We start from the raw sequence: 20,665 nt of genomic DNA, 5'->3' as shown, positions 1-20,665 counted from the left end.
TTTTGACTTTTGATTTTTGCCTTCTGCTTTTACTAAGGGGTTTTTATGCAGCGATTTTGGCAGGCGTTTCGGGTTGGCGCTTGGTTGGGTTGGAAAACCGAGAGCAACTGGACGAATCCGCTTTTTTATATTTTGTGGTCGCTTTTGCTGCCGATGTCGAATGGCTTGATTATGACCATGATGTTGCGGGTGTTGCAGCGCACTGGCAATGCAAGCGGCGCTGATCTCTTGCCCTACGTGTTTATTGGCACAGTTGTCTATTCGATTGTGGCCTTGTTGCTCGATAGCATGGCGTGGGCAGTGCTCGAAGACCGCGAACGAATGGGCATGCTCAAATATATTGCGATCACACCATCGTCGATGTATGGCTATTTGTGGGGCCGTGGCTTTGCCAAAGTTTCAATCAACTTTTTGGCAGTGCCATTAACTCTGACCTTTGGCGCTCTGGTTTTGGATATTCCAATTCGGCTGAGCACAATTGATTGGCCCTTGTTGCTGGTCGTTTCTTTGCTGGGGCTACTCATTGTGACCTTTGCTGCCCAGATTTTGGCTGGCGTAACCTTGATGATTGCGCGCCATGCTGGCTTTGTCGGCCAAGCAGTTTCCGGCGCGCTGTACCTGTTCACTGGCGCGTTATTTCCCATTACAGTGCTACCCAATTGGATGCAAGTGATCACCCGCGCCGTGCCGCTTACCTACTGGCTTGAGGGCATGCGCCGCGCCTTGTGGGTCGATGCGCAGAATCCTGTCTACAACACGGGACTGAATCAATTGAGCACCAGCAATTTATTGCTGATTTTGCTGGGTTCAGCAATAGCCATGGCCGTCATTTCAATTCCATTACAGCGCCGCGCCGAACATCGCGCCAAAGAAAAAGGCTTGTTGGATATGAACACGGCCTACTAGGGCGTAAACAAAACCTTGCCGCCAGTCATATTGGCTTGGTACAATTCAAGGGCGTTTTGGGCTTCGTGGAGCTTAAAACGCCCTTGAACCGTTGAAGTCAGCTCATCAAGCAGCAGTTTTTGCACATTTTTGGTGATTCGGGCAAAATTCAATGGATTAATCTGGCCGATCCAATCGGTGAGCCAAAACCCGGTGACATGTTTATTTTCAAAAATTAAGCTGCGTGGATCGATCTGGCAGGCACTATCAGCCAAGGCTCCATAGACCATAATCGTGCTACCTTTGGGCATTGCGCTCACCACCTGCCCCACTAATTCCCCGCCAACTGCATCAAAAGCCAAATTTGCCTGCTGTTCATGGCACAGTTTGCTCAGCATCTCAGCAAAATCAGGGCTGCTCGAATTCAGCACATATTCAGCTCCCAGCGCTTGCAATAATTCAACTTGGGCTTCACGGCGAACAATATTGATCAGGGTCAGTTTTTCGCGCTGGGCCAAACGCACGAGCATGCGGCCCAATTGACTGGCGGCAGCGGTTTGCACTACGGCTTTGGCTTGGCGCTGGCGAGCAATATCGATCAACGCCCAAGCACTGACAGGATTAACAATTGCTGAGGCTGCTTGCTCAAAACTCAGGCTCTCGGCCAAAGGCAAACATTGGCGCGCCGCTACAATAACATAATCTGCCCATGCGCCATCGTCTTCGGGAGCTTGGGTTGCAAAAGAAACCCGCTTGCCAAGCAGCACTTTGCTATATAATTGATCGCCAGTACTCACAATTGTGCCGCTACCTTCAAAGCCCGGCACCGCAGGCAGTGGCTTTGTGATACCATAGCTACCATTTATAAACATCATATCCGAGGGATTGATTGGCGTAGCAGCAACTTTGACCAGCACTTCGTGCGCTTTGAGCGGACGCAAATTGCGCTCAACCAGCGTAAGTTTCGCCAAATCGCCACTATAATCGCTGATAATCAAGGCTTTAGTACGAATAATCGTTGGATCAAAGGTTGGTTGTTCGCTCATAAATCCAGATCCTTCTCTAGGCTTTGCGCTGCTATCATACCGCGTTTTGGCCTGAATAGTCGCCCGATTCTAGTAATTCGCTACTTGACGCTACATTATTTTGCAGTATGATCAAGATAGTTAGTTAACTTAACTAAATTGTAAGCGGCAATGTAGCCGTTAGATATAGTGATCTACCATGACAACAAGCCGTGAATATGCCCAACAATTCATTCAATTGATCGATCGGACGAAGCGCATGCCGATGGATGGAGCCTACGCCAAAATTCATGATTTAGGCTTATCGCATTCACACTTACGCGCCATGTTTATTTTGGAAAACCAGCCAGGCTTGCCGATGAAGGATTTGGCCGAGGCCTTGGCTATGACGCCGCCCTCGGTAACCGTGCTAACCCGTAAACTTGAAGCCAGCGGCTTGCTTGAACGCCTGCAAGATCAGGTTGATAGTCGGCGGGTTTTGTTGCGACTGAGCACTGATGGCGCACGCATGCTGGCCGAAATGCACAATGCCCATCTTGATCGTTTTACTCAATTGCTGAGCGGGCTTTCGCCCAGCGATCAAGCCCAATTTTTAGTCCTGATGAATCGAGCAGTCGAGGCCTTGGAACGGATGTATCGCGAGGAATCTGAGGCTTAAAAGCAGTTTCCATTCCGCTCTGATTAGATTGGACATCAACATCAACTGATGATCACCACCCTTCCGTCCCGCCTCAAGGCGGGAAACGCAGGGGGCTTTAATCCCCCTGCACCCCCTAAAGCAGATTTAGCGGATAGCAGTGGAACATCGATGAAATCCAAAACCATTTAATAATGGATAAATGTATTGGTTTATTGGATTGACAACCGGGGTATTCCCGCAACCTAACCCCATCGAAGGGTCGGTATTCGCAGTCCACCACGCATCCGCAGGTTCATCAATGAAGGTCGTTTGGGCGCAGATTGTCCTTGCGGGAAACGCAGGGGGCTTTAATCCCCCTGCACCCCCTAAAGCAGATTTAGCGGATAGCAGTGGAACATCGATGAAATCCAAAACCATTCAATAATGGATAAACCCTACAATTCAACTCCACTCATTGCACTTAGGCAATGATCTGTTCTTGATCGTCGATATTGTTCCAATAGGCGTGGGTCATGCGCTGCGAATTGAAGGCTGCGCCGATTTGGCCATTGCTGGCAATCAAAATGAGGCCGCCCTCGCCGCCTTCGATCCGTTGTCCCAACACAGCAACTGCGGCCTCGGCAGCCGCCTGCACATCCATGCCACGTTCGAGATTTTCGATTGCTCGCCGTGCCAGCAAGACGCGCGCAATCGTTTCGCCCCAGCCCGTGGTTGAGCAACCGCCAGCATGGCTATCTGCATAAAAACCACCGCCAGGAATTGGCGAATCGCCGATGCGGCCCAAGGGCTTGCCGCTCATGCCGCCAGTTGAAGTGGCCGCCGCGATATTGCCCAAGCCATCGAGTGCAACCGCACCCACCGTATCGGCAATCGTTTCAGCATCAGTGCTACCCGAATCAACCTTAAAATCGCGATCGCCGCTAGCCCATTGGGCATGGCGCCGAGGCGTGATCAAGCTGGCATTATCGACAAACTCAACTCCAGCAGCGCGCGCTACCGCCTCAGCATCAGCCTTGGCAAACAAAATATGCGGAGTTTTCAACACCGCTTGAGCGGCCAAAATTGGGTTTTTGATGCCCTCGATTGCGCCAACCGCGCCAACATCAAGGCTTGTGCCATCCATCAAGCCAGCATCCATTTGGACAAAGCCTTCGCGATTGAGCACGCTGCCATAGCCAGCATTGAAGGCGGGCAAATCTTCCAAGACGATAACTGCGGCGATTGCGGCCTCAAGCGCCGTGCCACCAGCTTGCAACACTGCTTTGCCTGCACGCAAGGCTGCTTGGATTCCAGCGGCATGGTCTGGGCGCAATGATTCGGGAATATCGCCAGCGCCACCGTGAACGGCAATTGCTAAGGGCATAGATACCTCGTTAATCGAATTAAATTAAAAAACTACGCCCAGCATTATACGCTAGACGTAGTTTTATGTTTAGAAGGCTTTTTTGAGTAAACCAATCGCGCCTTGTTTCCATGGCACGCGGTGGGTCACCCCTGAAGCGTTAGCAAAGGCGTGGCGATTGTCGATATACCACTTGAAGTTGCGCAACAAGGCATCTTGGTTCGAGAATTTAGGCTTCCATCCAAGTTGGGTTTCGGCCTTCTCGATTGAAACAAACGAATCTTTCGAGGCGGTTTCATAAACCCACTTGTAGAGCGGCGAAACTCGCAAGAATTCCAAGGCGCGCAACGTCCAAATTGCGGGAGTTGCAGGCGAACCAATAATCTTTTTGCCATGGCCAGCGTAATCAAGCACTGCTTGATAATCTTCCTTCATGGTGGCGAATTCTTTGGCCCCAATGTTGAAGGTATCGTTGGCAACTTCAGCAGGCAAGGTCATCGACAAATAAATCGCATCGCAAAGATCTTCCACATCAAGCAATTGATAGCGATTTTTGCCATTGCCGATCATCGGGAAATTGTGGCCATCAAGTGCCCAATCGAAAAGCAAGGCAAAAACGCCAAGCCGTTCTGGCCCAATGAACGATTTTGGCCGAATAATTGCCACTTCCATGCCCTTAGCGCGATGTTCCAAGGCCACATATTCAGCCATCACTTTGGCTTTACCATACGGGCCAACACCATCCAAACGGTCGTTTTCAACCAATGGATGATGGTCGGGAATGCCATAAACGGCAGTTGATGAAACGTGAACCACCCGTTTTACGCCATGTTTTTTGGCCACATCAAGCACATTGCGCGTGCCATCAATATCGGTCGAGAAAATATCCTCGGCTGAATAAAGTGGCAAGGCAGCAGCAGTATGCACCACGAAATCGACCCCTTGCATGGCGCGATCAAGCCCTGCAACGTTGCGAATATCGTCCTTAATGATCGTAATATGATCTTTGAGATCAGGGTACGTCCAATCAGCAAAATCATATGAAATAAGGTCGTAGCCTTTGGCATCAAGGTAGCGCAAGAGGTTAATCCCAAGGAAGCCAGCGCCGCCTGTTACTAACACTTTTTGACGAGTCATGATTGTATACATCCTCAAATAATTCTATTTTAGATTATTTGCACATAATATCACAAATTGTTGCTGCTATGCTACACTAGAGGTTAGGGAGTAGGGGTCAGGAGTTAGGGATCAGTGATCAGGATTTGGATGACAGGGATTCTATACATTTGTTCAAGCATAATCTGAACCCTGAATCCTGGCCCCTTCAAATAACAATTTCGCGCATGAGGCGCTGTTTGATATGAGTGTTGATGTTGAAGTTCTGCGGCAATTGACCCGTTTTGCTGCGCTTGATCCAGTAGCTTTGCGCGATCTTGCCAGAGCAATGGAAGTTCGTTCGTTTCGGCCTGGCCAATATTTGGTGCTTGAGGACGACCCGCGTTTTGGCTTGTTTGGCATTTTAGAAGGCAGGGTGCGGCTTTCGCGCACTGCCAACGATGGCCGCGAGCAGGTGCTTTCAATCGCCGAAACTGGCGAGCTGTTTAATATCGAGCCGTTTGTTGATGCAGGCCCAGCGCCAGCAACCGCCCGCGCGATGGCTCCCACCCGGTGCGTGCATTTACCAACTGCGGCCTTGCCCGATGTGTTGCGCAGTCACCCTGAATTTAGCTTGATTTTGCTACGCGATTTGGCAGCCCAAGCCCGCGATTTAGCGGTGCTGCTGGAAGATTTGGCGTTTCGCACAGTACGCGCCCGTTTGGCACGGATTTTGTTGCACGAGGCTGCTGATGGCACCGCTGCTTTAACTCATCAGGAGTTGGCGGCGCGGGCTGGCACGGTGCGCGAAATTATTGGCCGCACCTTGCGCCAAATGTCCGATGAAGGCTTGGTGGAGTTGGCACGCGGCCATGTGCTGGTACTTGATGTGGATGGTTTAGCAGCGCTAATCGAAAATTAAGCTAATTCAATATATTCGTACACATCGCTCAGCTTGAGGTGCGCATTGATCGCCTCAAGCTGAATTGTTTGCTCTAGCGACCAAAACTCAATCAGCAACCAGCGGTGATCATTTTGACGTAAATACAACTCACAATGACAGCGATCTTGGGCAATTACAAGGTAAATTTGAAGGCTACTGATAGTTCGATAGTGTTCAAATTTCATTCCTCGATCATAATTTTCTGTGCTCGGAGATAATACTTCGATTAAACATGTTGGATTAAGTAATGTGTCTGGCCGCTCACTTCCAAATTCAAATGCTCCACATGCAATAGAAATATCAGGATAGGTATACAAGCCAGTTTGGCTGATTTGTAAACACAGATCGCTTGGAAAAACACGACAAGTGCTTTTGCGTAATTGTTGATGCAAACTTGCAATTATGTTGCTGACAATTAAATTATGTCGTGCACTTGCCCCAGTCATTGCATACACTTTACCTTGATAATATTCATGTTTAATCCCAGTTTGTTTTTCAATTGCAAGATAATCAGCAAATGTTTTAAATGGTATAGACTCTGCGCTCATAACGACTCCTTAGGTATACGTTGGTTTCATAATTCCAAAAAGCGCTTGACTGCTTGCTCGGAGCTAAGTTGTGGGTCGCTTTTGAGCCATTGTTGCTGCAAGCGTAAAAATGGCACAATATGGTGGGTGCCAAGCTGCACTTCGCGCAAATAGAGCCTGCTCATGGGGTAGGCTGCCTCGTAATAACCAGAGCTATGAAAGCGTTTGACCGTGGTATCAACATCGTACATCACCACCCGATGTTTCACCCGCCAGCCTTGGGGCTTGCGTTCGGCAATCGCATATTTGGCCCAAGGGCTGCCATCAAGTGGCTGGCCAACCGCGCCTGTGGTGACGATCATGCGCTCGCCCCAAGGCCGAAATTGTGGAATATGGTTGTGCGAGCGAATAATCGTTTGGGGCGTATCGACGAACATCGCTGCTAATTCGCGCTGCGGCGTAATTGCAAAGACCGAATCTTGGTCGTGACGCGGCGAGGCATGCACCACTAAAAGCTCATCAGTGTGGTAGGTTGTGGCCAAATCGTGCAGGGCGGCGCGTTCAGCTTGGCTAAACTGATTGACCGTCCAAAGCGAGGGCTTCCACAAATCGCTAGCCCACTCTGCTGGCCGCACCGGCAAATCGTAATCGCGGATGTAGCGTTCATGATTGCCCGCCAAGAGCGTGTAGCCTGTGGCTCGGGCTAAATCCAAGCATGCCCGCGGATCAGGCCCGCCGTTGATCACATCGCCATTAATGACGACGTGATCAACCGCTTGGGCTTGTAAATCCTCAAGCACAGCCTCGAAGGCGGCTAAATTACTATGAATATCGCTGAGGATGGCAATGCGCATTATTCTGCATCTGGATCTGTGGGTGGTTCCCACGGATACACAATCCACTGATCGGTTTCAGCGGCATAAAAATCGGGCCGACCTTCAACTTTGGATGAACCTGGTTTGAAGTGGAGCACAGCAACTTCATAATTTGCACCAGCAGTATCGAGCCGTTGCTTTACCGCAGCAATCGTGCGCCCACTATCCCAAATATCATCGATCACCAATAATTTCTTGCCCACAATCAGCGGATCGCTGGGAAATTGCAAGAACGTAGGAATTTCACGGGTTGTCCCAATTCCAGTGTAGAATTGCACCGCAGCAACCAGAATATTGCGCCAGTTGCGACGTTGGCTAATCAAACAGGCTGGGATCATCCCGCCCCGTGTGACAACCAGCAAGGCATCATAATCATTATGTAATTGTTCGTTAATAATTTCAACTAGTGATTGGATTTCATCCCATGAAAGGACGTGTTTAATCGTCATACGTTCTGCCTCGTTGAATCGCATTAGGCCTCTCACCGTGGGGTACCTCCCCACACTAGGCGGTAATGAGCGCCGTCAATTAAGCTATTCGCGATATTGTACCAGATAGGAGCTAGTATGAAACATTCTTCAACTGCGATCGCGCAACTGTTACTTGAGGCCGGAGCTGTCGTGTTGGCGCCAGATAAGCCCTTTCGCTTTGCATCGGGCATTCTTTCGCCAATTTATTGCGATAATCGTTTGCTTTTGGCCCAAGTCAGCGCCCGCCGTACCATCACCGAGGCTATTTGCCAGCAAATTGGCGATGAATTGTTGAACACCGAAGTGATTGCAGGAACTGCCACTGCTGGCGTGCCATGGGCAGCATGGGTTGCCCATGAATTAAGCTTACCGATGGCCTATGTGCGTTCAGGAGCCAAAAAATATGGCCGTGGCCAACAGGTCGAAGGCGGCGTGCAGACCAATCAACGGGTCGTTGTAATTGAGGATTTGATCAGCACTGGCGGCAGTGCCTTAGATGCAGTCGCCGGGTTGCGCCAGATTAACGCACTTGTGGCCGATTGTTGTGCAATCTTTACCTACGAGATGGAAGAATCGAAACAGCGCTTTAATGCAGCTGGCGTGCGCCTCATGACCTTAACCAATCTTTCAACCTTGTTGGAAGTCGCCGCCCAGCAAAATTATATTCGCCCAGAACATCGCAGCCTGATTAGCGATTGGGCCACCGATCCCGCTGGTTGGGCCAGCCGCGCTGGCATCAGCGCCGAATAATATTCCCCACACTTACAGATAACAACTTAAGCGCACGAAGATTTAAACTCTTCGTGCGCTTTGCGCTTAAACCACTGTCCAAGGCATCAATGTCGCAATCACCCGTTCGATATGGCGTTCTAGTTCTGCCTGCTCAAGAATATCGATTTGCGCCAAGGCGTTACTGAACGAAGCCAGCGCCAACGGTAAAACCCCCAAAAAAAGAATTGCCAACAAAAAAGTTGGGTGGCTAAATTGTTGCAATTTGCCCTCAGCCCGAATTGCCTCAAAAAATGGTTGCATCATGGCGCTCAGCGGGCGCAACTGTTGCATAAAATAATTTAAGCGTTCGCCGCCGCTAATGCTTTCATGCACCATCAAGCGTGGTACCTCGCAAAAACTGGCCGAGAGCCGAATAATCGTGCCAACCGAACGTCTGATCACGGCACTTGGCTCGTGCTGCTCAGCAATTGCTGCATTGACCAAGGGCAAGAGCGCGGCCAAATATTCCGCCAGCGCAGCATCAACCACCGCCTGCCAAATCGCTTCTTTCGAGCCAAAATGATGCCGCAATAAGCCATGGGTCACCGCTGCATGGCTCGCAATATCGCGCAAGCTAATACCTTCGAAGCCTTGCAGGGCAAATAAATGGCGCGCGCTGAGCAAAATGCGCTGGCGGGTTTGTTGGGCCGTACTCTCCGATTGGCGGCCACTGAGTTTTTCGTTTGCTTGGTTCATGATTGATCGTTTCTAGCCTAAAAATCGCGCTTGACAAATTATGCTATCCGATTGTATAGTCACTGTCAAATACTACACAAATGGATAGTAAAAATCAAAAAGGAAATCCTGATGACTGAAACTGCGTTGAAAAACACTGCCTTGATTGCGCCAGGCCCACGTGGGCGGTTACTAGTTGGCAATTTGCACGATTTTATTGATGATTTTTTGCTGACGATGGATCGCGATTTTATTGCCTATGGCGATATTGTGCGCTACCGCATTGGCTCGCGCGTAATGCATGTGGTTTCAAATCCGCATTATGCTCAGCATATTTTGGTTGATCATCAGCGTGATTTTCCCAAAGTTGGCGGCAATGGTGGCTTAGAAATCATCGCAGGCAATGGCTTAATTTCCAATCCTAGCCCTGAATCGTGGCTGGTGCAACGCCGCATGATGCAGCCGATGTTCCATCGCAAACGCTTGGCAGCAATGGGCGAAAAGATTGATGCTGCCGGAGCACGTATGCTACAACGCTGGCAAGCCTTGCCCAATGCAGCGCCGATCGATATGAACCACGAGATGCTACAAGTAACGCTCGACATTATTATGCAAACGATGTTTAGCGCCGATATGCTCGGCGAAGTTGGCAAATTGGCGCCAGCAGTCACAGCGGCGGTCGATTATGCCAATTATCAAATTTTCAATCCCTTTAGCTTGCCGTTGCCCTTGCCAACCAAACGCAATCGGGCCTATATGCAAGCGCGCAAAGTGCTTGATAGCATGATTTTTGGCTTGATTCAGCAGCGGCGGGCAATGAACGAGCCGCTTGGAGATTTGCTCGATATGTTGCTTGAAGCCCAAGATGCGGACACTGGCGAGCGCATGAGCAATGAGCAGATTCGCGATGAGGTGCTGACGATCTTTGCTGCTGGCCATGAAACCACTGCCAATACCTTGACCTTCGCTTGGTATTTGCTCGGCGAGCACCCCGAAATTCGCCGCCAATTGCAGGCTGAGCTTGACCAAGTGCTGCAAGGCCGCGCGCCAAGCGTCAGCGATTTGTCAAATTTGCCCTACACCAACCAAGTGTTTAAAGAAGCAATGCGCCTATATCCGGCAGCGCCAATTACTGGGCCACGTCGCGTAACCAAGCCAACCCAACTTGGCGGCTACGATTTGCCAATCGATTCGCGGGTGATCGTGAGCATCACCAATTTGCATCGCCATCCAGCGTTTTGGGCAAACCCGTTGGAGTTTGATCCAACTCGGTTTGCGCCAAACGCCCAACAGCCACGCCATCATTTGGCTTTTATGCCATTTGGCGCGGGGCCGCGCAAGTGCATTGGCAATAATTTGGCCGAGATGGAAGGCGCACTCTTGTTGGCCTGCGTGGCTCAACATTACAACCCGCAACTGCAAACTGGCCACCAAGTTCAGCCAGAAATGGCAATTACAATGCGCGCCAAGGGTGGCATGCCAATGCTGCTCAAACGGCGCTAAATTGGTCAGCCCCACAATCATTCCGTTGATCGTGGGGCTGGCAAACTAGGTTTCTTTCAACAATTTATAATCATCGGGATTATCGAAGCCAGCGATCCAAGCGGCTGCTTGATGGCAACTGCGCATCGATGGCGGCACGCGCAAAACATAACGACGATCGGTCGAAGGACATTGCACCGCCAAACACACCAAATCTTCATCGTTGGGCATTGGCATTTGCAGCAACCGCCGCACGCCACCAGTATCACGGTCGCGATCAAGCTCTTTGGCTTCTGCTTGGGCAAAAAACTCTTCGTAGCCTTTGCGTTCAAGCAACACGCGGCGACGCTCAACATTCACTTCGTCGATAATTTCGCTGACGCTGATCGTCTCAGGTTGAAAGGCGATGCGCTCATCGATTGGTACGCCATTCCAGCGCAATTGGCTAACTTGGCTATGTTCGGGCAAACTGGTAATTTCGGTATTGCCCAAATCGAGCCACGAATGCACCACCAAACCAGCTGGTAACTCGGTGAGACTGCTGCATCCACGCACGCTTAATTGGGCTAATTCGCCAAGCCATGCTGGCAAATTGGGCATGTTGATGCAGTTGCGCGCTACAATCCGGCCAACGCTGATGCGGCCTGCGCTTGGCCAACGCCGAAAATTAACACAATCGGTCAAATCGAGAAAGTTTACATCAATACCTTCGGGCAAGCTTTCGAGCGCACTGCAACCACGCAGCACCAACGAGCCAACCTTCAGATTGCGGGGCAAGCTTTTGAGCTGAATATTGTTGCTGAGATTCAAGCGATTTTGCACATGCACCAAGGGCAAATGCTCAAGATTGGTATTACGCAGATCAAGTTCAAAGCAGTGCAAACCTTCAGGAATGCTGGTCAAGCCAGTACAACCGCTCAAATCCAAACGGCCTGCGTGCAAATCGCTGGGCAAATAGCGCAATTTAGTACAATGTTTGGCTTCGATTGCGGTTGCGACAATGCCGCGTGGCAAAAATTCAATATCTTTATCCAACACCAACGTGCCACTAATTGGCTGGCCACCAAGATCTTCAACACCAGCGCGAATTTGAGCTAAGGCTGTGGCGGCAGTCATCATTTCATCGTGCATCAAACTATCCTCAAAGGCTGGTGGTAATGGGCAAGCATTACCACCAGCAGCAGCATTAATCAACAACCCGCCGAATTTCTTGCGGTGAATATTCGCGTTGCATCCAGACCCGATAATTGCCGCGTGGCAATTCGATCATGGAATGTTCTTCGTGAATCAGTTGGGCGTTATCAGCAGTCACTTCGACGAACAGTGAATCGCCGCGTTGCCACAGCGCAACCGTATCGGCCAATTTGAAACGATGGCTATGGCCAGTGACTTCGCCATAAGCTAAGGTTGAGCCATTACGCGGCGTTGCATCACTTGGAATTTGATCAATTGCTGCGATGAGGACATCACCATGTCGCCACATTTGCAAGCCCTTTCTGCTCAGCTGAGCACTAATGCCGCTGCGAATGCTGCCGTTCCAGCGACCCTTCCTGAGCTAGTATAACGCCGCGCCGTGTCAAAGAATGTCACAGCAAGCCTGCAATGATTATGAATAAAACAGTGTGAACCGATCCTAGCCAATTGATTTATTGCCTAACAGCGCTATACTGTGACTAGTTTACAAATGAGGATAAACAAGGAGCTGCTATGCGCGATTTTTGGCCACAAGTTCAGGCCTTAGCAGGCGAAACCTTAGCTACTACAGTTCAACGCCGTTTGTTCACAATTCTTAGTGTCGATGCAGAGGAACTATGGTTAGAACCACATCGAACTCGTAAAAAGCGTTGGCTGCGGCGCCGAGATTTCGAGGTTTTATTGCAGAGCGGGGTTGATTTGAAGCGTTTAACCAGAGCTGATATTGCTGAGCAGATGCCCAATGCCCGTTTTAATACAGCCTATGTTTATACTATTTTGGCCCATTTGGGGATTATTGATGATTAATTGGGCATCACATGCAACATCGAAGCTAAAAAGCGATGCCCATTGCACAATTTAGTCAGGCTTACGAGGCATCGCTGCTACAATACCAACGGCCAACCACGGCGACGCTCGCGCCGCTGCTATCAGTAACGACCAAGTTTACCCGACCTGTGCGGCCAAGCGTACAACCACCATACACCGAGCTACCAGCATTCTGCATAATGTCTGCATTCAGTCCAGCACTCCACGTATAGCTATAGAGACCGGTTCCACCGCTCGCGTAGGCATCGCATGCGAATGCGCCACGATTATGCTGAATACCATTGCTATAACAATCAACTCCAGCGGTCAACGGCCCAAACAGCGGCGCTGCTGCCGCCGGAACCAAGGGCGCTACGGCCAAAACACAGGTTGCAACCAACAAACCAACCAACCGCCGTGATATTTTGAGCATTGCCAAATCCTTCCATATTTTAGCAAATTTCCTAGCTAGGTACATAGCTCAAGATTATTATTCATTTTACAGTGTTAATCAATAGGCGATTCATGAATATTTCATTAATAAATATTAAATTAACGCAGGCGTTGCGCCAATAAGCCTTTGACCAAGCCGAGGATTACAAATGAAATAACCAGCAGCAGCAGGGCCAAAACCAGCGCCACATTTAAATCTTGCTCAAAGCCTTGGTAAATTGCCAAGGGCATGGTTTGGGTGCGGCCCACGAAATTGCCAGCAAAAATGATGGTTGCCCCAAACTCACCCAAGGCTCGAGCCCAAGTCATCACGGCTCCGCTCACCAGGCCTGTCCATGCCAAGGGAATGCTGATAAACCAGAAAATTTGGCGCGAATTGGCTCCATCAAGCGCCGCTGCATCCTCAAGATCATGGTCGATGGTGGCGAAGGCAGCACTAGCAGCTTTGATGTAGAACGGTGAGGCCACAAACACTTGCGCCAACACCACCGCTGTTGTGGTAAAGGGCAATTCAATCTCAAGGATGCGCAGATATTGCCCAAGCAAGCCACGCCGCCCAAAGGCCATCAATAGGGCAATGCCAGCCACTGAGGGCGGCAAAATCATCGGCAAATCAATCAAGGTATCGAGCAAGCTTTGGCCGCGAAAGCGCGGACGCGCTAGCAAAATCGCAATTGGCGTACCAAAAAGCAGCGTAATGAGCATACTGCTACTGGTGGTCAAAATGCTAAGGCTGAGGGCTTCGCGGACTGTTTGCTTGGCAAAGGTGCTAGCTAGGGCAGCAACTGGCACGCGCAGCGCTAAGGCAATTAATGGAATCAGCAAAAAGCCCAGCAACGGCAAACTAGCAAGGATAAGCCAACATTGACGGCCAAAGCGCTTGTTTCGCATGAATCTTCCATAAAAACAGGATAGGTTGGAGCCTATCCTGTTGCCAAGTTTGGGCAAATATCCAGTTTATGCCGCAGAACACCACGCCCCAAGACCCACGCTGTGGGTTATCCGCGTGGGATGCATGCGTGCTCGTTCTGACGAAGAGTAGTTTTAAAGATAGCAATAGCAGGCTCTTTTATGAATAGTAATCAAACGTGGTTCGGTTGTTTTGACTGCGTGCAACCTACGCTATTCCATACAGTCAAAAAACGACTATTATCACGTATAATAGCCGTCGCTATGCCTTCCTTGGTTCGGTGTAGCCGCGCCCTCAGCTGTTGGTAGCAGAGCGAGGGCTTCAATTATTATCCTCGGCTTTGTGCTCTCCGTGTTTCAGTAGCTCACCAGGTGCAACACCTAGCAATGTTGCCAGTTTGTCTAGCGCCTCTAGATTTACCTCTGTTGTTTCGTTATACCAGTAACGCCGGATCATTCCAATGGTCAGGCCGCTTTAGCGCTGCAACTGTGACATGTTAAATGATTTCTTCATGGATGAGTAATACACCCCGCTTCACGCCCAATCGCTTACGCACGACCCAATCAAGGCTATTATCGCGTTGTGTCCCCAACACGAGATGCGAGGGATTACAGCAAACACTATTCGCGCATCGGTGTCGAACCACCAGTTTGCTATCAACTGCCCCATAGGTAAGCGCGTAGGCAAGTCTGTTTGCGACCATATATCTGCCCGGCGAAATCTCAATAGATCGAGGGCTGTATCCCTTGCCACAAGGCCAACAGGCATCAGGACCACCAGAATGATCCACTTTTGCCCAAAATGCTGCTATCAACTCATCTGTTATGCCATCCATTGTTATACCCCACTGCGCTTGGTGTAGCCCTCATCCGACCCTTGATCGGATTCCTGTGGCACACCTGGCTTGCCGCCGAAAAGATCTGAAACAGTTACCCCTAACGCCGTTGCGGCGCGGTCAAGAGTTCTTCTGTTGAGTTGATCTGTCCTGTCGTGCCAGAGATTGTGGGCTGTTGTGTAGGACAACTCAGCCTTACGTGCAAAGGTTGTTATGTTCAACCCCTGTTCCTCGGCAAGTTCTTTGATTCGCAGATAGGTCATTTGCCGCCTCCTAATAGAACAGTCCAAGGTACAGTATAAGACTATACATCTCTCTAGTCAATGATATATAATTCTCTATTGAATAACTCTATAGAGTGTGCTATACTTTTCTTATCAATAAACAAAAGCGCCCTGTTGGTGCTATGAACATCAACAGGGCATAGTCACAGAAAGATTGAGGCTTTCAAATGACCGCTACTAATTCTACCACACCAGCCTTCACTAAAGAAATCCGTTTCGACCGTATCACCGAAGACTTTGCCTTGTACCTGAACGGCGAATTGATCGGCTATACCAGTTCCTATAGCGAGGGCGAGAGCCGCTTGAACGAATTGGTCTATGATCTGTTGCGCCGCGCCGCGCATGCCGATATGAGCGACCTTACACCCGAAGAAGCTGAAGTTGCCTTGGAAGTTGTCACCGCCTTGGCTGCTGAAGAAACCGCTGAAGTCATCATTGAAGAAGTTATGGTTGTATCATCTGAGGATGCAACCCCTGAACCAACGGTTGACGAACTAGCACCCGCTATCCCTGCTGCACCAACACCTACCTTCGTCGCCCTTGACCCTACCTTACCCGCCAGAGTTGCCTACCAACTTGGCGACCTTGACATTGATTTGACCGATGGCGTGCTAGAGATTGCCAGCGGCAAGGTGTGCTTACGCTTACGCCCCTATGATGCCCACTTACTCCTGACCTTCATGCGCATGCCGCAGGTGGTTGCCATGATTGAACAGAATGAGCGAGCTAATCAACAGCGCGTTCACGATGAGATTGAATATGCCCAATGGCAGGAACGCTACGGGCGGTAGGGTTCGCTGATTAGTAGGAAGCCTGATTATGCGAACTGTGACCCGTTGCTATAAATACCATCTGCAACCCACACCTGCCCAGGTCGAAACCTTGGTCCAGTGGGCAGGTTGCCGACGCTTTGTCACCCAGCGGGTACCCGATTGGGCATTGCACTGCAAGCAAACCCACTACCAAGCAACGGGTCAACGGCTGAGCTATCAACGGCTTGCGGCGATGCTGGTTGGTTTGAAACGTCAGCCCAAAACGGCATTTTTGCGTGATTGTCATTCGCAACCCTTGCAACAAAGCCTGATGGATTTGGAAATCGCCTTCACCAACTTTTTCGCCAAACGCGCCAAGTATCCGCGCTTCAAAGCACGCAAAATCACGCCGCACAGTCTGCGTTTCCCTCAATGCGTGGTCGTGGTCGATGAACACACGATCAGCGTGCCAAAAATCGGGCTGATGCGGGCGATCATTCATCGGCCACTCATGGGGATAGCAAAGGGCGCAACGATCAAACAAGATGCCACGGGCACATGGTGGGTTGTTTTTGTCTGTCATATCGACCGCCCTGATACTCTGCTCACTGTGGATCACCCTGTAGGCATTGATGTTGGGTCAGGCGTTGGCTTCGGCTTCGGGGTCGGTTTGCTCTGCTCACTGTGGATCACCCTGTAGGCATTGATGTGGGGCTTGAATCCTTCACCACGCTGTCAACGGGCGAGAAGACCGTACCACCCAAGTTCTACCGCCGCAGCCAGAAGAAACTTGCCCGTGCGCAGCGCAAACTTGCACGCGCTCAAAAGGGCAGCAACAACCGCGCTAAAGCCCGTAAGCGTGTCGCAAAAATTCACCAGAAAATCAACAACCAACGCGCCGATTGGCTTCATAAGCATGCGTTGGGGATCGTTCAACGATTCGACGTGGTGTGCATCGAAGACCTGACTATTAAAGGCCTCGCGAGAACCAAGCTGGCTAAGTCATTCAGCGATGCCGCCCTGAGTACCTTCATGCAACGATTGCAGGAAAAGCCGAATGGCACGGACGACGGGTGATTAAGGTTGGGCGGTTCTACGCCTCATCAAAGACGTGTCATCACTGCCAGACCAAAACCGCCTTGACGCTGGCGGATCGGGTGTGGACATGCTCCACCTGTGGCACGACCCATGATCGGGATGGCAACGCCGCGATCAACATGTTGCATGAAGGAATACGCCTGCTTGCCGTTGGGACGACGGAAAGCCAAAACGCTGCTGGAGATGGTGTAAACCCAGCGAAATGCTGGTAGCTGTCGTTGAAGGCAGAAGCCACGCCCCTCGTGGGCGTGGTAGTTCACTCTACCGTGATTTTGACCAGCTTTTTAATTTGGTTGGCGTTTGTGGCACTTGGCACAATACTGGTAAAACTGCCATCGCTATCCAGCGCAATAATCGCTCGTGGATCGGCAGTTAAGTCGGCAATTGGCACAACACTTTGGTTGCCATCGCTGCCAATAAAGGTGAAGGTTTTGGCATCGGCCTTGGGTTGAATTTGAATTAACAGTTGGCCAATGCCTAGGCCACGAAAACGCTCATCAGCAAATTCGACTTGTTGGAGTTCGTAGGTTTTGAGCAAATCGGCGGTCAAGGTGAGCGGAGTCGTCAGATTGCCTTCAATCAACAGTTGGTTGGTCGTGCTCGCTGGAGCATCGCTGACGGTGATAAAGCCATAACGCAGCAAAATTTGCTGGCCTTCAGTCGCCAAAACCTGATCGATAAAGGCTTGCGCTAAGCTTGGGTTGGCACTATTTTGAGTAGTTGCAATCGGATATGTGGCGATCGTATTCAGTTCATCAGGAATTGTCAACGTGCCAATGCTACCATCGCTAATCGAAGCGGCATCGGTGCTATAGACAATGCCTGCATCGGCCTCGCCAAGCGAAATTTTGCTCAACACGGCTTTGACATTGGCCTCATACGAAACCACATTCAACAAGACGGTTGGGCTATAGCTAGTGCCATATTCTGGCAAGGCGGAAGCTTTGGCCAAAAAATCCAAGGCATAATTGCCAACTGGCACACTAGCACTGGCCAAAACCAGTTTCAAATTGGGCTTGGCTAAATCCTGCAAGCGTTGAATTTGGCCAGGATTATCTTGGGGATAAATCACAATCAAGCGATTGCGGGCAAATGGTTGGCGCGCTGCATCGTTAATCACGCCAGCATCAACCACGACTTGCATTTGTTGCGAGTTTGCCGAAGCAAAGACATCGGCGGGCGCACCTTGGATCATTTGGGTTGCCAATTGATCGGAGCCAGCAAAATTGAAATTAATCTTCGTACCAGGATGGGTTGTCTGAAAGTCGTTGCCAATTTGCGTAAATGCGCCAGTGAGCGAGGCTGCCGCAAAAACATTAATCTCGCCACTCAAGTTTGGGGCAGCGTTGGTTGGGTTGGCGGGGGTGGTTGGCGCAGGCGCGTTTGTCGCGCCACAGGCCAATAACCCAAGGCTCAACCCGAAGAATCCGATTCGATGCAGCAGCTTCATTCTCAACGTCCTTATTCAGACCCACAATTAGGGTTTATTGCCGTTTTCAAGCGCCTAGCATACCACGTTAATCAAGTAAGAAGGAAGAATTATGAAGGAGGAAAGTTAAAGGCGGATTTGGAATTGCGAGCTTGATCCACGAAGGACACGAAGGAACACGAAGGACGAAACCGCGAAGAGCACAAAGAGCGCGAAGGTTAAGTTTTTTTGCCACAGATTGCCACAGATGTTGAGGATTGGGCTTTGGGTTCTTGGCTATTGGCTTTCATCCTTCATAATTCATAATTTCGCTATGTTCTATGTTCTTTGCTCTTTGTTCTTCCTTTCCAATCTCCAACCCCAACAATTCACCAGCGCATATCAGCAATTTCTCAGCTGCTTAGCATTTGGGTTCATTATCAGCTTGGTATAGTAGGAGCAATCCACATTTGTGAGTGAGGACGAGACGAATGCGACGATCATGGCTCTTTGGCTTGGCTGGAATCTTCAGTGCTTTATGGCTCATGGTGGCGTGTGGCGTTCCAGACCAACACAGTAATCGGGCAGATCAAACCACCCCAACGTCGGCCCAAACTAGCCCCTTGACGATTGTGATTACGACAAGCGCTAACTTGCAGGCCGCCTCGTTGACCAACCCCTTGGTGCTAACCCAAACCGAGCCGTTGGTTTGGTTGGCATTAGCCAAAAAAGACCCAGCCATAAGTGCATTGCTCCCAGCTGAGGTCGGTGTTGAGGAGGGTATCTATCCAGCCCAATTACTTTCAATTAATGGCCTTGGTCAGCAAACCACTATTACCATCGAAACCTATGGCTTGATCGATCGTGAACAAGGCTTGCCGTTACCAATTTATGTACCCAACCCTCTCCACGACAAACCCTTTTCAGCTCGCGTTTTTACGGATCATGCCGAGATTTCATGGCAAATTGACGCTCAATTTTCACCCAAGCTTGATTATGTAGCCGTTCGCAGCTTGAAGGTTGGGGAATCAACCTCATCGGATACAACTAGGCTAGAATTAACCAATCTACAGACTGGTGTTACAAGCTATATCGGCGAAGTAGCAACCGATTTTCGCGTACAACACTATTTCATTGGGTGGTCAGATAGCGGCATTTATGAGATTTCAGGCAGACATAGTTCATCAATCCACCGATTTGATCCAAGCAGTCCTGAGTCAAATACTAAGGAGGGGTATTGGAATGTTGGTGGTGAAGGAGGGTTTGATGATTACTTCATCGATATTCAGCATGGCCTATTGGCGTTTGCTAAAGCAGGCGAAAAATCCATGGTTGGGATTAAGCATCTGCAAACCAATACTGATCTGGTTGTTGAACCAGCGAATGATACTGTTAAGATTGACCATTTATCAATCTCGCCAGATGGCCGTTATTTAGCCTATCTTTATCACCCAACAAGAACCGAAGATATTGATCCGACCCCAGGCAACATTCGCTTATATTCGATTGAACAGCAACGCGCCTTGGGCGAATTGGCAATTGAGGTAAATCCTGATACTGTGCGTGAGAAGTTAACTCATTATATTTCAGCAGTTGATGGAACGATGCTGCTGTGGTCAACTGATAGCCAATATCTCTTAGCCTTGACCTGTGACCCGCAGACTCCATGGAAATGGAACCAATCTAGAGCCACCGCCACCTGCGATGAGGCCTCGCCAATTAAACAGCAACGCCACGCCCTCGTGTTTCGCATCGCCGATCAACAACAACTAGCTGATATTGTTTTACCGGCCCGTACTGGCTCGATCAAGTTGATTCGCCCCAATCTGTTGGCAATGATTGCGTATGTTAAAGGCGAAGCATTGTTGATTTTCTGCGATCTTACGACTGGCCAGCAAACCCTCCCACTGGCGCTTGGCAAGGTCGTGCCGCTGATCGTCTATCCCCGCTAGGTTAATTCGGATAGCTTTAACGCAGAGCCGCAGAGGAAGTGAGGCTCTGGGCTATCGGCTATTGGGAGAATAGGTGAATTTTGCAAAGAAGCTGGGGATTGAACCCGTACCCGATCCCTAGCCCCCGATCCCTAGCGCGAAACCACGAAGAGCGCGAAGCACGATTTTTAGCCACAGATTGGCACAGATTATTCAGATTATTGTTCCAATAGCCGATAGCCATCAGCCAAAAGCCTATAGCC

Annotated in this window: 26 protein-coding genes; 11 read left to right on the top strand and 15 right to left on the bottom strand. The window is 50.0% G+C overall.

The genetic code is table 11. The annotated features are described in order from the left end of the window. Positions 1 to 45 precede the first annotated feature (45 nt). Complete coding sequence (locus SE18_RS07065) at positions 46 to 906, top strand: ABC transporter permease (protein WP_054533731.1); 861 nt, start codon at positions 46 to 48, stop codon at positions 904 to 906. Here the strand turns inward: SE18_RS07065 and SE18_RS07060 are convergent. Further along, positions 903 to 1,931, bottom strand: coding sequence for a zinc-binding dehydrogenase (locus tag SE18_RS07060; protein ID WP_054533730.1), 1,029 nt, complete (start codon positions 1,929 to 1,931; stop codon positions 903 to 905). The two genes, SE18_RS07065 and SE18_RS07060, sit on opposite strands and share 4 nt — an antisense overlap. Positions 1,932 to 2,109: 178 nt before the next feature. On the opposite strand from SE18_RS07060, the gene SE18_RS07055 reads away from it, so the two are divergent. After that, a complete protein-coding gene (locus tag SE18_RS07055) occupies positions 2,110 to 2,568 on the top strand; it encodes a MarR family winged helix-turn-helix transcriptional regulator (RefSeq protein WP_054533729.1) in 459 nt (152 codons plus the stop codon). Between the two features lie 442 nt (positions 2,569 to 3,010). Here the strand turns inward: SE18_RS07055 and SE18_RS07050 are convergent, their stop codons facing one another. Beyond that, positions 3,011 to 3,913, bottom strand: coding sequence for an isoaspartyl peptidase/L-asparaginase family protein (locus SE18_RS07050; RefSeq protein WP_054533728.1), 903 nt, complete (start codon positions 3,911 to 3,913; stop codon positions 3,011 to 3,013). Positions 3,914 to 3,982: 69 nt separating this feature from the next. After that, a complete protein-coding gene (locus SE18_RS07045) occupies positions 3,983 to 5,029 on the bottom strand; it encodes an NAD-dependent epimerase/dehydratase family protein (RefSeq protein WP_054533727.1) in 1,047 nt (348 codons plus the stop codon). A gap of 223 nt (positions 5,030 to 5,252) precedes the next feature. Between SE18_RS07045 and SE18_RS07040 the strand changes: the two genes are divergently transcribed. Then, positions 5,253 to 5,909 carry a Crp/Fnr family transcriptional regulator gene (locus tag SE18_RS07040; protein ID WP_054533726.1) on the top strand — a complete coding sequence of 219 codons (657 nt, stop codon included), beginning with the start codon at positions 5,253 to 5,255 and terminating at the stop codon, positions 5,907 to 5,909. Here the strand turns inward: SE18_RS07040 and SE18_RS07035 are convergent. The 3 genes from SE18_RS07035 to SE18_RS07025 are packed head-to-tail and all read right to left on the bottom strand — an operon-like array spanning position 5,906 to position 7,781. Continuing rightward, positions 5,906 to 6,478, bottom strand: a complete 573-nt coding sequence (locus tag SE18_RS07035) for a Uma2 family endonuclease (RefSeq protein ID WP_054533725.1) — start codon at positions 6,476 to 6,478, stop codon at positions 5,906 to 5,908. The genes SE18_RS07040 and SE18_RS07035 overlap by 4 nt on opposite strands. 26 nt (positions 6,479 to 6,504) lie before the next feature. After that, positions 6,505 to 7,311, bottom strand: coding sequence for a metallophosphoesterase family protein (locus SE18_RS07030; RefSeq protein ID WP_054533724.1), 807 nt, complete (start codon positions 7,309 to 7,311; stop codon positions 6,505 to 6,507). Then, complete coding sequence (locus SE18_RS07025) at positions 7,311 to 7,781, bottom strand: phosphoribosyltransferase (RefSeq protein WP_054533723.1); 471 nt, start codon at positions 7,779 to 7,781, stop codon at positions 7,311 to 7,313. The genes SE18_RS07030 and SE18_RS07025 overlap by 1 nt, the downstream gene beginning before the upstream one ends. A gap of 117 nt (positions 7,782 to 7,898) precedes the next feature. Between SE18_RS07025 and pyrE the strand changes: the two genes are divergently transcribed. Beyond that, positions 7,899 to 8,552 carry an orotate phosphoribosyltransferase gene (pyrE, locus tag SE18_RS07020; protein WP_054533722.1) on the top strand — a complete coding sequence of 218 codons (654 nt, stop codon included), beginning with the start codon at positions 7,899 to 7,901 and terminating at the stop codon, positions 8,550 to 8,552. Positions 8,553 to 8,618: 66 nt separating this feature from the next. On the opposite strand, the gene SE18_RS07015 is transcribed toward pyrE, so the two are convergent. Continuing rightward, on the bottom strand, positions 8,619 to 9,269 hold the full coding sequence (locus tag SE18_RS07015; RefSeq protein WP_054533721.1) for a TetR/AcrR family transcriptional regulator: 651 nt from the start codon (positions 9,267 to 9,269) through the stop codon (positions 8,619 to 8,621). A 111-nt stretch (positions 9,270 to 9,380) separates the two neighbouring features. On the opposite strand from SE18_RS07015, the gene SE18_RS07010 reads away from it, so the two are divergent. Further along, positions 9,381 to 10,751 (top strand): cytochrome P450, encoded by a 1,371-nt coding sequence (locus SE18_RS07010; RefSeq protein ID WP_054533720.1) that lies wholly within the window; start codon positions 9,381 to 9,383, stop codon positions 10,749 to 10,751. A 45-nt stretch (positions 10,752 to 10,796) separates the two neighbouring features. On the opposite strand, the gene SE18_RS07005 is transcribed toward SE18_RS07010, so the two are convergent. Beyond that, complete coding sequence (locus SE18_RS07005; protein ID WP_152976571.1) at positions 10,797 to 11,861, bottom strand: DUF6745 domain-containing protein; 1,065 nt, start codon at positions 11,859 to 11,861, stop codon at positions 10,797 to 10,799. A 55-nt stretch (positions 11,862 to 11,916) separates the two neighbouring features. Continuing rightward, positions 11,917 to 12,213, bottom strand: a complete 297-nt coding sequence (locus SE18_RS07000; RefSeq protein ID WP_054533718.1) for a hypothetical protein — start codon at positions 12,211 to 12,213, stop codon at positions 11,917 to 11,919. 224 nt (positions 12,214 to 12,437) lie between these two features. On the opposite strand from SE18_RS07000, the gene SE18_RS06995 reads away from it, so the two are divergent. Further along, complete coding sequence (locus SE18_RS06995; protein ID WP_054533717.1) at positions 12,438 to 12,731, top strand: hypothetical protein; 294 nt, start codon at positions 12,438 to 12,440, stop codon at positions 12,729 to 12,731. Between the two features lie 61 nt (positions 12,732 to 12,792). Here the strand turns inward: SE18_RS06995 and SE18_RS06990 are convergent, their stop codons facing one another. The 5 genes from SE18_RS06990 to SE18_RS06980 all read right to left on the bottom strand — a co-directional run bounded on the left by SE18_RS06990 (position 12,793) and on the right by SE18_RS06980 (position 15,192). Further along, entirely contained in the window at positions 12,793 to 13,164 is a 372-nt protein-coding gene (locus tag SE18_RS06990; protein WP_054533716.1) for a hypothetical protein, read from the bottom strand. 119 nt (positions 13,165 to 13,283) lie between these two features. Further along, complete coding sequence (locus SE18_RS06985; protein ID WP_054533715.1) at positions 13,284 to 14,075, bottom strand: ABC transporter permease; 792 nt, start codon at positions 14,073 to 14,075, stop codon at positions 13,284 to 13,286. Positions 14,076 to 14,415: 340 nt separating this feature from the next. Then, a complete protein-coding gene (locus tag SE18_RS28325) occupies positions 14,416 to 14,556 on the bottom strand; it encodes a helix-turn-helix domain-containing protein (protein WP_407928475.1) in 141 nt (46 codons plus the stop codon). A gap of 34 nt (positions 14,557 to 14,590) precedes the next feature. Beyond that, complete coding sequence (locus SE18_RS28320; protein WP_407928474.1) at positions 14,591 to 14,797, bottom strand: HNH endonuclease; 207 nt, start codon at positions 14,795 to 14,797, stop codon at positions 14,591 to 14,593. A 134-nt stretch (positions 14,798 to 14,931) separates the two neighbouring features. Then, on the bottom strand, positions 14,932 to 15,192 hold the full coding sequence (locus SE18_RS06980) for a helix-turn-helix domain-containing protein (RefSeq protein ID WP_054533714.1): 261 nt from the start codon (positions 15,190 to 15,192) through the stop codon (positions 14,932 to 14,934). A gap of 188 nt (positions 15,193 to 15,380) precedes the next feature. On the opposite strand from SE18_RS06980, the gene SE18_RS06975 reads away from it, so the two are divergent. The 4 genes from SE18_RS06975 to SE18_RS27945 are packed head-to-tail and all read left to right on the top strand — an operon-like array spanning position 15,381 to position 17,275. Beyond that, a complete protein-coding gene (locus SE18_RS06975) occupies positions 15,381 to 16,004 on the top strand; it encodes a hypothetical protein (RefSeq protein WP_054533713.1) in 624 nt (207 codons plus the stop codon). A 28-nt stretch (positions 16,005 to 16,032) separates the two neighbouring features. Beyond that, the gene (locus SE18_RS27955) at positions 16,033 to 16,665 is read left to right on the top strand and encodes an RNA-guided endonuclease InsQ/TnpB family protein (protein WP_236706824.1); all 633 of its coding nucleotides are present in this window, start codon (positions 16,033 to 16,035) and stop codon (positions 16,663 to 16,665) included. Positions 16,666 to 16,673: 8 nt separating this feature from the next. Further along, positions 16,674 to 17,042 carry an RNA-guided endonuclease InsQ/TnpB family protein gene (locus SE18_RS27950; RefSeq protein WP_236706822.1) on the top strand — a complete coding sequence of 123 codons (369 nt, stop codon included), beginning with the start codon at positions 16,674 to 16,676 and terminating at the stop codon, positions 17,040 to 17,042. Continuing rightward, positions 17,039 to 17,275, top strand: coding sequence for a transposase (locus SE18_RS27945; RefSeq protein ID WP_236706819.1), 237 nt, complete (start codon positions 17,039 to 17,041; stop codon positions 17,273 to 17,275). Before SE18_RS27950 ends, SE18_RS27945 begins: the two co-directional genes overlap by 4 nt. Before the next feature lie 44 nt (positions 17,276 to 17,319). Here SE18_RS27945 and modA read toward each other — a convergent pair whose 3' ends face one another. Continuing rightward, entirely contained in the window at positions 17,320 to 18,513 is a 1,194-nt protein-coding gene (gene modA / locus SE18_RS06965; protein ID WP_054533712.1) for a molybdate ABC transporter substrate-binding protein, read from the bottom strand. 449 nt (positions 18,514 to 18,962) lie between these two features. On the opposite strand from modA, the gene SE18_RS06960 reads away from it, so the two are divergent. Then, complete coding sequence (locus SE18_RS06960; protein ID WP_054533711.1) at positions 18,963 to 20,423, top strand: hypothetical protein; 1,461 nt, start codon at positions 18,963 to 18,965, stop codon at positions 20,421 to 20,423. Positions 20,424 to 20,665 lie beyond the last annotated feature (242 nt).

Source organism: Herpetosiphon geysericola, from assembly GCF_001306135.1.
Classification (GTDB): Bacteria; Chloroflexota; Chloroflexia; order Chloroflexales; family Herpetosiphonaceae; genus Herpetosiphon; species Herpetosiphon geysericola.
Note: the sequence above shows the minus strand (reverse complement) of the source record. Positions and strands in the feature narration are given on the sequence as shown.